At 37.3% G+C, this 12,958-nt stretch carries 10 protein-coding genes; 7 read left to right on the plus strand and 3 right to left on the minus strand.

Annotated features, from left to right (window positions below; genetic code table 11):
• Nucleotides 1-30: 30 nt before the first annotated feature.
• A complete protein-coding gene (locus tag NST66_RS06590; protein WP_033578526.1) occupies nucleotides 31-462 on the plus strand; it encodes a MarR family winged helix-turn-helix transcriptional regulator in 432 nt (143 codons plus the stop codon).
• 3 nt (nucleotides 463-465) lie between these two features.
• Nucleotides 466-630, plus strand: a complete 165-nt coding sequence (locus tag NST66_RS06595) for a hypothetical protein (protein WP_165573357.1) — start codon at nucleotides 466-468, stop codon at nucleotides 628-630.
• Nucleotides 631-715: 85 nt separating this feature from the next.
• On the opposite strand, the gene NST66_RS06600 is transcribed toward NST66_RS06595, so the two are convergent.
• The gene (locus tag NST66_RS06600) at nucleotides 716-1,654 is read right to left on the minus strand and encodes a nucleoside hydrolase (RefSeq protein WP_033578527.1); all 939 of its coding nucleotides are present in this window, start codon (nucleotides 1,652-1,654) and stop codon (nucleotides 716-718) included.
• Nucleotides 1,655-1,687: 33 nt separating this feature from the next.
• The gene (locus NST66_RS06605; protein WP_258524438.1) at nucleotides 1,688-1,822 is read right to left on the minus strand and encodes a hypothetical protein; all 135 of its coding nucleotides are present in this window, start codon (nucleotides 1,820-1,822) and stop codon (nucleotides 1,688-1,690) included.
• Nucleotides 1,823-2,211: 389 nt separating this feature from the next.
• Between NST66_RS06605 and NST66_RS06610 the strand changes: the two genes are divergently transcribed.
• The 4 genes from NST66_RS06610 (at nucleotide 2,212) to NST66_RS06625 (ending at nucleotide 9,760) form a co-directional block, all read left to right on the plus strand.
• Nucleotides 2,212-3,633 carry a YfcC family protein gene (locus tag NST66_RS06610; protein WP_028413919.1) on the plus strand — a complete coding sequence of 474 codons (1,422 nt, stop codon included), beginning with the start codon at nucleotides 2,212-2,214 and terminating at the stop codon, nucleotides 3,631-3,633.
• A 50-nt stretch (nucleotides 3,634-3,683) separates the two neighbouring features.
• Nucleotides 3,684-4,856, plus strand: coding sequence for a beta-aspartyl-peptidase (gene iadA, locus NST66_RS06615; RefSeq protein ID WP_033578528.1), 1,173 nt, complete (start codon nucleotides 3,684-3,686; stop codon nucleotides 4,854-4,856).
• A gap of 93 nt (nucleotides 4,857-4,949) precedes the next feature.
• On the plus strand, nucleotides 4,950-7,502 hold the full coding sequence (locus NST66_RS06620) for a cyanophycinase (protein WP_251439010.1): 2,553 nt from the start codon (nucleotides 4,950-4,952) through the stop codon (nucleotides 7,500-7,502).
• Nucleotides 7,503-7,714: 212 nt separating this feature from the next.
• Nucleotides 7,715-9,760, plus strand: a complete 2,046-nt coding sequence (locus NST66_RS06625) for a sigma 54-interacting transcriptional regulator (RefSeq protein ID WP_033578530.1) — start codon at nucleotides 7,715-7,717, stop codon at nucleotides 9,758-9,760.
• A 59-nt stretch (nucleotides 9,761-9,819) separates the two neighbouring features.
• On the opposite strand, the gene NST66_RS06630 is transcribed toward NST66_RS06625, so the two are convergent.
• Entirely contained in the window at nucleotides 9,820-10,896 is a 1,077-nt protein-coding gene (locus tag NST66_RS06630) for a cyanophycinase (protein ID WP_033578531.1), read from the minus strand.
• 424 nt (nucleotides 10,897-11,320) lie between these two features.
• On the opposite strand from NST66_RS06630, the gene NST66_RS06635 reads away from it, so the two are divergent.
• Nucleotides 11,321-12,589 (plus strand): MFS transporter, encoded by a 1,269-nt coding sequence (locus NST66_RS06635; protein ID WP_033578532.1) that lies wholly within the window; start codon nucleotides 11,321-11,323, stop codon nucleotides 12,587-12,589.
• Nucleotides 12,590-12,958: the final 369 nt, after the last annotated feature.

A 12,958-nucleotide genomic window follows, 5' to 3' on the forward strand; every position in this document is an offset into this window, starting at 1 on the left:
AATATATTTACTAAAGAAGGTGAGTATCTTATGGAGGAAAAACTGGCTAAGGAATATATCGCTTTAATACCGGTTTTATTTGAAAACTTTAAGAACTTAAACAAGAATGAAGTGAAATTAACACATTTACAAAATCACGTAGTTGAATTCATGTATATGAAAAAAAGAGATTTGAATATTAAGGAAATTAGTAATGGATTAAATATTGCCAAACAACAGTTAACGAATGTTATCAGTGAATTAGAAAATGAAGGATATTTAATCAAAATGCCTGATCCGCGAGATAAGCGTGCAGTTTTAGTCTCATTAACGTCTAAAGGAAAAAATATTCAAGAAGAAAAATGGAGAGGGATTTATAGTAATTTCAATACAAATATCTCCAAATTAAATGAAGAAGAGCAAATAGACCTGCAGTTTGCTCTTCATAAATTAAATATTTTGTTAAAAAAGATGGAGGGATAAATTATGAACCAAAGAGAACGGATTTCACTCATTAGTGTAGGTGTTATAGGCGGGACAGTAATGGGAGTAATTTATAAAGATATATCCAACTGCTTGATTACAGGTGTGATTGTTGCTTCAATCATTACTTTAATGCTCAATCAAAAAGCGAAAAAAACAGCTAGATAGTATGAATAAACGTAAGACAGCACCAGCAAGTTGTGAACTCGACGTTCTGGTGCTGCCTCTATAAAATTTATCTTCTAGATGAACATTACGAAGCTGAATATGTTTTGAGAGCCTTAATCATTAAATTCCAAAATCCGTCTACATCAAGAGTTAAACCGAATTTAGCATTGGGTTTCCTCCCTGTGACTCCAAGCAAATCAACTGAAGTTGTTCCAGCCGTGTATTCTCCGCGTGTTTCTACTACAATATTAACTTCTTTTAGCGTAAATAGTTCTGGAGCTACACAATAAGCAACGGTCAATACATCGTGAACAGGAGGGCCATTAAATCCAAAGGTTTCTTTATAGGCAGATTTAAAAAATGCTAATAATTCCCCGACCTTTTTTGCTACGTTATTATCGATGTTCATGACTTGGTTAATAACGTCATCTGTTGCAACGGCTTGATGCGTAATATCTAACCCCATTACTACGAGTGGGATGCCGCTATCGAACACTTTTTTAGCCGCTTCTGGATCTGCCCAAATATTAAACTCAGCCGTTGGTGTCCAGTTCCCGAAGGTTCCACCGCCCATAAGGATAATCTCTTCAATGTCTTCTTTCATTTCTGGAGCTTTCATTAAAGCTAAGGCAATGTTTGTTAAAGGGCCTGTAGGTAAAAGTGTAACGGGATCTTCTGACTCTTTTACCATTCGTATAATAGTATCTACTCCGTGTTCTTCACTCCAGCTGCGAGACAGAGGAGGGAACTCAGGGCCGTCTAACCCTGAATCACCATGTATACTAGGAGCGTTTTCACGCGTGCGAATCAATGGTTCACTTGCTCCTTTTGAGACAACCACGTTATGTAAAAATACTAAATCACACACTTTCAAAGCGTTCACTGTCGTTTTTTCAATTTCTGCGTTTCCCGAAACAGTTGTGATCGCTAAAATATCTAATTCCGGTCGTGCGGCAGCCAAAATAATAGCAATAGCATCATCATGACCTGGATCACAGTCCATAATAATCTTTCTTTTTTTCATTATGATCACCTCTATAGAATGGATAAATTGCTGTTAATTTTGCGTGGATTTTATTTTCTCTAAAATAGCTGCTGTAAACTCCAATGTAGAGGCATGTCCGCCTAAATCTTTCGTTTTCACTTCATCTTGAAGCGTTTGATAAAGTGCGTGTTCTACTGTAGCAGCCACTTTTGTAAGTTTGTAATCCGCATGTTTTTCAGCTAGCCATTTGAGTGTAGTATTTTTTTATGTCTATAGATTAAATTCTTTTATCTTTCGTTTTGCCCCTTTTTAAAAAAAGAACTAGCTAATGGTTTCATGCTCCAGATTTTCTATCAACTAGCTTCTTAATTGGCGTTATTAAATTTTAAAAAACACCCAATTAACACCTAAAATACATTTTAATTATATCATAATTCAGAAAATTAAACGGTTATACGTTGGCACGAAAATTGCTTGTACTATATGTGAAGAACACAAGAGAAAGGAGCAATGTGTAGCTGCAGATAAGGAAGCTGCTTTTAAAGAACGAGATGTCTGTTTAAAGTTACTATTTCACAATGAAGGGGAGAAGAAGAATGAGTGAACCGCAAAAGGAAATGAGTTCATTAAATAAGGTACGGAAAAAAGAGAGAAAAATAAACGTTTTTGCTTTATTGTTAGGCTTTCTTGTGATTGCTACTATTTTAACGTATATCTTGCCAGCCGGAGAATACGCACGTGTAGAAGTAGACGGACGAACAACGGTAGATCCTCAGTCGTTTAAATGGATTGGTTCTACACCTGTTGGATTCTTTGATATGGTCAAAGCGATACATACAGGAATGGTAGAAGGAGCCGACATTATCTTTTTTGTATTAATTATCGGCGGTTTCTTTGGTGTACTAAGCGCTACGGGGACAGTAGATGTATTGATTACAACGATGGCTAAAAAGCTTGCTACTAGAGAAAAATTATTAATTCCTGTTATGATGCTATTTTTTGCGGTAGGCGGTTCTTTAATGGGGATGGCGGAAGAAACGCTAGCTTATATTCCTCTTTTAATTCCGCTGGCACTTGCTCTTGGATTCGATGCATTAACAGGGACTGCTATTGTTTTAATTGGCGCATCGGCTGGTTTTACTACGGCTGTTATGAATCCATTTACAGTAGGTGTTGCACAAGGAGTAGCAGAGCTTCCTATGTTTTCTGGAATGGGCTTTCGTCTCATCTTATTCGTAGTTGTTTATGCTGTTTCAGTATGGTTTGTCTACCGATATGCGATGAAAGTGAAAAGAAGTCCTTCTATAGGAACATACGGAAAATACAGCATAACTAATGCACATAAACTTTTAAACTCTGATGCGAAGTTAACTAGAAAGCATAAATGGATTATGGCAGCATTTCTTGTTAACTATGTAATTCTTGCTTTTGGTGTTATTAAATATAAGTGGTACATTACTGAAATTGCCTCTCTGTTTGTGATTTTGACAGTGGTGATTGGGATTATTGGAAGGCTCTCTGTTGAAAATACGGTTAAGTCGTTTACAAACGGGGCAGCAGCACTAGTTGGAGGAGCGCTTGTTATTGGAGTTTCTCGCGCAGTTCTTGTTGTTTTAAATGAAGGTCATATTGTAGACCCTATGCTTCATCAAGTATCTGGAGCTATTCAACATATTCCGGGATATTTAAGCGTCATCGGAATCTACAACTTCCAAGCGCTGATTCATCTTATTTTAGCGTCTGGAACGGGTCATGCGATGCTGACGATGCCAATCATGACCCCTCTTGCAGATTTGCTTGATATTACGCGACAAACGGCTGTATTATCTTTTTCTTTTGCAGACGGCATCGGAAATATTATCTTCCCAACGGCTGGAACATTGATGGCTGGCTTAGCGATTGCGGGGATTTCATGGACAAAGTGGGCAAAATGGGTGTTGCCGTTAGTCCTTATTCAATATGTGATTGGTCTAATAGCCGTTGTGATTGCTTATTTTATCAATTACGGGCCATTTTAAGAGATAGAAAAATGTAATTTGTAAGTTGAGCTTACTAGGAGGAATAGAAGTTGTTAACCTTAATCAAAAACGCAGAAGTATATGCACCACAGCACTTAGGAAAAAAAGATATATTGCTTGCAGACAGCAAAATCATCCTTATAAAAGATTGTATTGATCATGTAAATACGTCCATTCCTATTGATGTTGTAGATGCCGCTAATCACATTATAGCTCCAGGCTTCATTGACTCACATGTTCATATTATTGGCGGAGGAGGAGAAGGTGGATATAAAACACGCACTCCTGAACTAATGTTAACCGATGCAACAACTGCCGGTGTTACAACTATTGTAGGTGTACTTGGAACAGACGGTACAACAAGAAGAATGGAAAACCTTCTGGCCAAAGCAAGAGGGTTAGAAGAAGAAGGGATTAGCTGCTTCATTCACACAGGTTCCTATCAAATACCGGTAAAAACGTTAACTAATAGCATTGAAGAAGATCTTATTTTAATTGATAAAATTATCGGAGTAGGTGAAATTGCCATTTCCGACCACCGTTCTTCTGAACCGACATTTGAAGAACTGGTGAAGGTGGCTGCCGCTGCTCGCAATGGAGGGATTTTATCAGGGAAAGCCGGAATATTAGAGATTCACGTAGGAGACGGAGAACGAAAATTATCTTTATTGAATCACATCGCAGATAAAACAGACCTGCCAATTCGTCAGTTTCACCCTACACATATTAATAGAAATGAAGAGCTGTTTAAAGAAGGAATTCAATTTGCAAAGCGAGGCGGATATGTAGATTTTACGACTAGTACGATCCCTCACTTTTTAGAAGAAGGCGAAGTTAAGTGCAGCAAAGGGTTACGCATCATGCTGGAAGAGAAAGTGGCGATTGACAGCATTACGTTTTCATCCGATGGAAACGCGAGCCTGCCGTTTTTTGATGATAACGGAGATTATAAAGGTCTTCAAGTTGGAAAAGTGTCTTCTTTATTTCAAGAAGTACGAGATGCAGTATTAGAGGAATCAGTACCGTTAGAAACAGCTCTTCAAGTCATTACTTCTAATCCTGCCAAAGTATTAAAACTGTCCAATAAAGGGCATATTCAACCCGGAAAAGATGCAGATTTAGTCCTTTTAGACAAAGAGACGCTAACAATTAAAACGGTTTTTGCTCAAGGTAAAGTAATGGTAAAAGACGGTGTCCCTGTTGTGAAAGGAACGTTTGAATAACAGGTTTTAGATATCATTTATCGAAAGTATCGCGGAAAGGATACGAGCTAATTAGAGAAGGGTATTAAAATTTGCGTGGAAAGGATCTTTCAAATGAAAAAGAAACTGGTTTCATGTCTCATCAGCTTTACATTACTTTCTTCGTTGAGTACACCCCTGCTTGCAAAAGCACAAGAAAATACTGAGGGCATTAAAGGCAGCCTTGTTATTGCCGGCGGAGGTGTAGGAACATCCAATCACGATATATATGAAAAATTTCTCTTGCTTGCTGGGGGAAAAGAAAAAGCCAAAGTAGGGATTATTCCAGCTGCTAGCACAACGCTGCAGTCTTCTGAAAAGTTTAAGGAAGACCTCGTGAAATACGGAGTAAACTCAGATTCTATTCAAATTCTTCCCATTTCCAATCGCGATTTTTCTGACACACAAAAAGATGAATCGACTTGGAAGAATCAAGTGAACGACAAGAAGTTATCCCGTACGATTAAAGGACTAACGGCAGTTTGGTTTGTTGGAGGAGACCAAACAAAAATTGTGGATTCCCTTCGTGAAAATAATGGAAACGATTCTGAAGCGTTAAAAGCTATCTGGGATATATATCGTAAGGGAGCAGTTATCGGAGGTACAAGTGCAGGAGCTGCAATTATGAGTGACGTCATGATTACAGGAGGAGACAGTCTAGGAGCTTTAAAAGAAAGTATAGGAAACAAGGAAAATAAACATGTAAACGAAAACCAACACAATAAGAAAGAATACGAGCCTCTATCAGTTCAAAAAGGGCTGGGATTTTTCCAACACGGCATAATTGATCAGCATATGGATGAACGAGCACGACTTGGACGACTGGCAGTAGCTGCGTATAATGCTGAACGTGACAAAGAAAAAAACTTTGCATACGGTGTAGACGAAGATACTGCTATGGTCGTTAACAATAAAGATCAAAAGGTTGAAGTCGTTGGAAGAAGCGGAGTAGCTGTATTAGATATGAGCAAAGCTAAGCTTATATCTAAGCAAAAAGTGCGTTCAGGCTTAGAGAACATAAAAGTCAGTTACTTATCTCCTGGAGATAAAATTAACTTTCATTTAAAGTCATTTGAATTTCCAAAAGATAAAGTAGAAACAAAGGGGTTTGAATATTATTCCTTTAACGCACTGCCTGCTACGGGTGTTTTTACACCGTATGGAAGATTAAAGGCTTATTTATCATATTCTTTCGTTGATAATAAATCAATGAAATCTGCTAACAGCTATGTTTATGACAGTAAAGGGTCTGGATACGAAATTGCTTTCCAAAAGGATAATGACACAAACGGCTACTGGCGGTATACTGATGGACAAAAAGATGATTATTCCATTGTCAATGTAAGAATGGACATTACACCTAAAACCGTAAAATTTCAACCGGATAAAAAAACTAGTTTAACGTATAAAAAACCTACTTTTTCTTCATCTGAAAGTCCTGCATACGACGAGATTAAAGGTAATCTCTTAATTGCAGGAGGAGCGCTTGGAAGCAGTAATTCAAGCGTGTATGACAAGTTTATTACTCTTGCAGGAGGAAAGCAGGCCAAAATAGGGATTGTTCCTGCAGCAAGTACTAAGTTCGACTCCTCTAATCAGTTTAAAAGTGATTTAGTTAAATACGGAGTGAAGGCAGAAAATATAGAGATTTTACCTATTTCAAACCACGACTTTAAAGGAACTTCTGAAGATGAGTTGACTTGGAAAACAAATATGAACAGTGATAAACTAGCCCAAAAAGTTAAAGGGCTAACAGGCATTTGGTTTGTAGGAGGAGATCAAACCTTGATTACGGGCTCCTTGCGTAATGAAAATGGTTCGGACTCAAAAGTTTTACAAGCCATATGGCATACGTATAAAAACGGGGCAGTACTTGGCGGTACGAGTGCCGGAGCGGCAATTATGAGTAATACTATGCTGGCTGGCGGAGATAGCTACGGAGCGCTTTCATACGGATTTACAGACACGTACGATGATATGGCTCAGCAAGAAGGCGGTCCTGCTTATTTAGAAAAAGGGCTCGGCTTTTTCCAATACGGTCTTGTAGATCAGCATTTTGACAACAAAGCAAGACTAGGACGCCTTATTGCAACAGCATATGAAAAAGGAAATAAAAATCAGCTTTCTTACGGCATCGATGAAGATACTGCTATGGTGGTAAACAATAAAGAAAAACAAATAGAAGTTGTTGGAAGAGGCGGTATTACGCTAGTTGACTTAGCAAAGGTACAGGCAAATGACAAATTTCCGAGTGATTACAAAAATATTCTTATCTCTTGTATTACGCCAGGTGATAAAGTAAATATCACAACAAAAGAAATCGTCATAAACCCAGCTAAAACATCTACTAGAAAAAATGAATACTACAGTGAAAAGGTTGGGCCAAACACGGGTCTTTTCTCTCCGCACGGTGTATTAAGGAAATTTTTAGCTTACGATCTTATCGATAACGCTCAGAGCAAAGAAATAAAGAGCTATGCGTTTAACCAAGGCAAAGGTTTTGAGCTTACCTTCAGAAAAAGCCCTGAAAGCAATGGCTATTGGGCTTATACCGACGGTCAAAAAGACGATTACTCTATTGTGAAAGTAGCCTTAGATATCAAACCAATAAACGTAGACATTAAATGAGAAAAAAGTAATTCAATGCATCTAGCACTTTAGCATATCGTGCCTCCACCCATTAAAGTGGAGGCGCTTTTTTCTACTTATTTTTATTTACAAAAGGGACAAACGTCCGCTAGATGAAATGCACAGCAAAGTATAAAATGATAGGTATAGTATTCCAAGACTAATCTCTGAAGGCAAGTCAAGTTAAAGGCCTGTAGAAAGGTGTCCATACGATGAAAAAGAAATTAGTTTTAATAACAGGAAGCAAGCAAACTAGAATCATTTTACACAATCAATTAAAAGAGTTGCTAGGCGATTATATTTTTATTGAATGCTTTGCGATTGATGAAGAATTACCAAGAAAAATTGATGGAGATGTTGTTCTTTATTCATCAGAGAGTATATATCATGAAATGAAGAACAGATTAGACGTTCAGCATGCACATGAAATTGTAGGAAATAGAACAATTCATCATAAGCATATAAATGAATTACTGAAAATCCCTGCCCATACAAAAGTATTAATTGTAAATGATGACGATAAAGAAACTCTTAAATTAATAGAATCTCTTTATCAAGTAGGCATTAATCATGTTCAGTTTATCCCTTTTAAAAAGCAAAAGACCTATTACGAAGGTGTTGAAATTGCAGTTTCTCCAGGTGAGGTTCACTTGTGTCCCCCATACGTAAAGCATGTAATTGATATAGGCGTTAGACTTTTTGACATGGCGACCATTTTTGAACTTATAAAATCATTCGGTTTTAATCAGTCTAATCATTCAATTATTTGGGATCGCTATTTGCGAAACATCATTGTGCTGCAAAAAAAACTAATAGAAGCAGAAGGGAAAATGAAAGAACTTCACCTTCATGTAAAGAGTATTGTAAACGTAGTAGAAGATGGTATTCTTGCCGTGGATTTTAATAGAAAAATTACGTTATTCAATAAAAGGTTAGAATCACTGTTCCAGCTAGCTTCTTCCGATGCTATAGATCATGAGATTCAAAGCGTAATTTCTAACAAAGGCCTTGTGGAGTTTATTATATCGTCCGATGAGAAAAGTCAGTACTTTAACATAAATGGGTACGAAATGGTTATCTATAAGTCGATGATTGAGAAAAGCAATACTACTGTAGCAACGTTTAAAAGTGTTAATCAAGCTGTTGAAATAGAAGGAAAAGCGCAGTCAGAACTTAGAAAAAACGGATTTTCTGCTAAGTATAACTATCAAGATATTATAGGAGAACACCCAGCTTTGCTTAAAACGATTGAAATTTCCCGGAAAATGGCTGCCACTGAGTATCCTATTTTGATTCAAGGAGAAACCGGTACAGGAAAAGAGCTGTTTGCTCAGGCTATCCACAATCATTCTACACGTAAAAACGGACCGTTTCTTGCCGTGAATTGCAGTGCCATGACCGATACATTACTAGAAAGTGAGCTGTTTGGGTACGAAGAAGCCAGCTTTACAGGAGCGCAGAAAGGCGGCAAAAAAGGGCTGTTTGAGAGCGCTGATAAAGGTACAATCTTTCTAGATGAAATTGGTGATATCAGCCCGCGTTTACAAACTCAGCTTTTAAGGGTGCTTCAAGAAAAAGAAATTAGGCGGGTAGGAGGTACAAGAGTCATTCCGATTAATGTAAGAATCATAGCAGCCACTCACAACAATTTACTACATAAAATGAAAGAAGGTCTGTTTCGAGAAGATCTGTACTATCGTTTACATGTATTATCTTTAACGATTCCTCCTTTAAGATATAGAAGAACCGATATTCCTTTACTGATTCATCATTTTATGTCCAAATCGAAAACGTGGACGCATATCCATCCAGAAGCGATGAAGCTGCTTATCGAACATGAATGGTTAGGAAATATAAGAGAATTAAAAGGCGTAATTGAGTATTTACTTACCGTCTGCGATGACAACGAAGTGAAAGCAAAAGACGTAGAGTATAGGCTTAGTAGTCAAAAAGAAAATCATTCTTTGTATGAAGTTGAAAATGAATCGGTTGACTTAATCGAACTTCAAGAAAATCGTGCCCTGTTAGAAACGATAAAACAGTGTAATGATACAGGAAAAGCAGCAAGCAGAAAGTGGATCACCCAGCATTTAAAAGGCTTTACGCTTACAGAACAGCAGGTGAGAAATCGTTTGGATGTACTAGAAGAAAAAGAGTATATTATAAAGCGCAGAGGCAGAGCCGGAACGAAAATAACAGAAAAAGGACTGCATTATCTATATCATTTAAAAACAAAACAGCATTTAATCAATCCTTGATGTGCGTAAGGAAGGGAAACTTTACTGATCAAGCTTCCCTTTTCTTATTCAATTACCGTTTACGGCTGATTTCCGCCGTAAACTTTTCCTGTAGAAGAAGTAATAACACCGCTGTTTACGTTTAAAGTATAAGCTAATCCTCCAGAACCTGTCCAAGTGGAAAGATTAAAAGTGCTGCCATTAAATAGTTTATAGATAGAAATATTATTAAACGTCAGCGGCTGACCGTTTGCACAAGTGGTAGGAGCCATATTCGTTTTAGCTAGATAAACAGCTGCATTTGTAGAGCCCGGCTGTGTTACGACCTTAGCTGAACCATCTTTTTCTACCAACAGTGCTGACTGTTCATTAACAGCAATCCCTTTTGCGCTTGTTCCAGTTTCTTCTCCATCTTTAATATTACGTGCAAGAAAGGTTAAAAAGCGTCCCATTCTATCTCGTTGTTCAAAATGGGTGTCTGTTTGAATGTTGTTGTTATGAGGTGTTTGAATCAAATAATCTGTAAAGGAAATAAGAGAACTATAAGGATTGTTTAGCGCTGTTTTAGAATCTAAAGTTGTAGAGCCTGCTGAGATAGAGTCGTAAATGTGATCCCCTTGAATCATAGTACCAGCACTTGTTCCTCCAAAAGGAATGCCTTGATTAATACGATTATTTAATGCTGTAAGAGCGGGAGACCCTTCTAAAAAATCTACATAATCAGCTTGATTGCCTCCAGCAAAAAAGATGCCTTCTGCTTTATTAATCTTATCTATTAAAGAAGAGTCTGAACCTGCTCTTATTAAATCATCGACGACAATTGTGCTAACAGAGTTAAGAGGCTTACCTATGCTTTTTGCTAGGTCGTAGATATAAGAGTTATAGGCATCAGTACCCGTCGCTCTTATAACTAAGAAATCTCCGCCGTTTGCCTTTTGAATCATCCATTTGAACGCTTCATCTACATCGATGCTTCCACCCATATAGACTTGTCCAAAGCTTGTACTAGTCGCTTTGTCTGCAGTACTTCCGACTTGATAAAGTGTATAAGGTGCAGATGCAGCAGAAGCTGAAATGGGCAGTAAAAGAGATGCTGCGAGAACAGCACCAGTAATGACCTGCTTTTTAATACTTTTCTTACGTTTAACTTTTTTCATAAAGTTCTCCTCCTTTAGTAAGTGTTCATAGATGAACATGCAAGTTTTATACCAACTTATTAAACAGCTGAAAAGCTGTGAAAGAAGAGGTCTTTTGAAAAAAACACGGGTGATATAGGTTCTTTATGGGTTCTTATTGAATTGCTTTATAACCAAAAATGACAAGAAGAACTCTAACTTGGATGCCTAATAGTGAAAGGGAAATAGTAAAGGATATATTTTAAAAGTCCATACCTCATTGAAAAATAACCTTTAAAAACTTAAAATTATCATAGAAAGGAAAAACAAGGATAAAAAGAAGAGCTGTCCGCAATAGCGACCTATTTATCAAACAGACCTTCATTCTATCAATATCTTCATCTCTTAAACGTTTTCCACCAGCATTTCTACGCAGAAAAAATTATACATGAGAGGATCTATCAAAATGAACAAGCAGGAAAGTAGTTATAGATGGGTGGTTTTTGGAACCGCTTTATTAGCGTATTATTTGATTGTCAGTCAACGAACAGCCCCCGGACTTATTACCGAGCAGTTAATGAAAGATTTTCACGTTTCAGCATCCGTTATAGGATTGATGACGAGTATACAATTTTTAGCCTATGCAGGCCTTCAGATTCCTGTTGGTTTACTTTCTGACCGGTACGGTCCAAATCGATTTCTTATCATCGGATCGCTTTTAACCGGAATAGGAAGCCTTATCTACAGCACATCTCCCAACGAATATGTGTTAATTTTTTCTCGTTTGCTAGTCGGTACCGGAGACTCCATGATTTTTGTCAATTTAGTGTTAATTTTAAGTCAGTGGTTCAAGGGAAATGAGTTTGTAAAGCTTTTAGGTTTAATTGGGCTGGTAGGAAGTGTGGGGTCATTATCAGCTACCGTGCCTTTATCTATGTGGATCTCCTTTTCAGGCTGGAGAGTTCCTTTTCTTAGTATAGGTCTAGTTTTAATCGCGGTATCTTATTTGCTTTATGTCGTTTTAGTTATAAAACCTAAACGATTATTTGTAGATGATGCTAAAGCAAATAAAGCCTCTGTTAAGACTCAAGAAAGCGTATGGGCGATCCTAAAAAGGGTAATGACGACTCGTCAAGCATGGGCAACATTTCTTTGTCATTTTGGTGTAGTAGGTACATATATAGGTTTTATTGGCTCTTGGGGAGTTCCTTATGGCATGAATGTGTTTCATTTATCTCGCGCTGATGCAAGTCAGCTTATTATGTATGGTTTGTTTGGCGCTATGATTGGCGGACCTTTAATTAGCTGGATATCAAGCAGGTTAAACTCCATTAAAAAAATCTATTCACTCGTCCATCTTATTGTGGTGCTTAGCTGGACAGGATTATTATTAACGGGAGTGAAACCTTCATTCATGCTAGTCGTTATTTTACTTTTTATCATCGGATTTGGAAACGGCGCAAGCGCTTTGACATTTGCCGTAGTACGTCAATCTTTTTCAGTAAAAGAAGTAGGAGTTGTATCAGGTTTTGCTAATATGGGAGGCTTTTTAAGCGCCGTATTATTACCTAGTATTTTCGGAAATGTCCTTGATTTATTCCCTGAACGCTCGCTGCACGTGGGCTATCATTATGCTTTTATGATTCCCATTTTGTTTTCAATGATGGGGTTGTTAGGTGTCTTACTAATTAAAGAAAAAGGAAAAAAGGAGCAGAAGGTGCTGCATGCTTCTTAATTGGCTTTGAATAAGTAAGTTTCAACACACAAGCGTGTATCTGTAGTATAAGACATATATTATGTGGTTATTCCCGATATAAATCCTTAAAAAGAATGTAACAGGTAAAGCTTACTTTAATGTATAGCGGGGGATACAAAGGAAAATGATTAAGTAAATACAAATTAAAGGAAAACGAAAAGAGAATTACAGAAAAAAAACAGCTCTTGAAAAGGCTCTATAGATACTAATAGCAGCATTTTTACATAATAAATAAGAAAAAGTTTTATAAAATCCTTGCGTTAAAGCTGACTTTAGGAGATAAGCTATTACTGTACCAGCTAACACAGCGAAAAACAGCAGGTCATAGACTTGCTTTCTCACTAAAGG

Origin of the sequence: Priestia sp. FSL W8-0524 (assembly GCF_038005965.1) — a bacterium.
In the GTDB taxonomy this organism is placed as follows: domain Bacteria; phylum Bacillota; class Bacilli; order Bacillales; family Bacillaceae_H; genus Priestia; species Priestia zanthoxyli.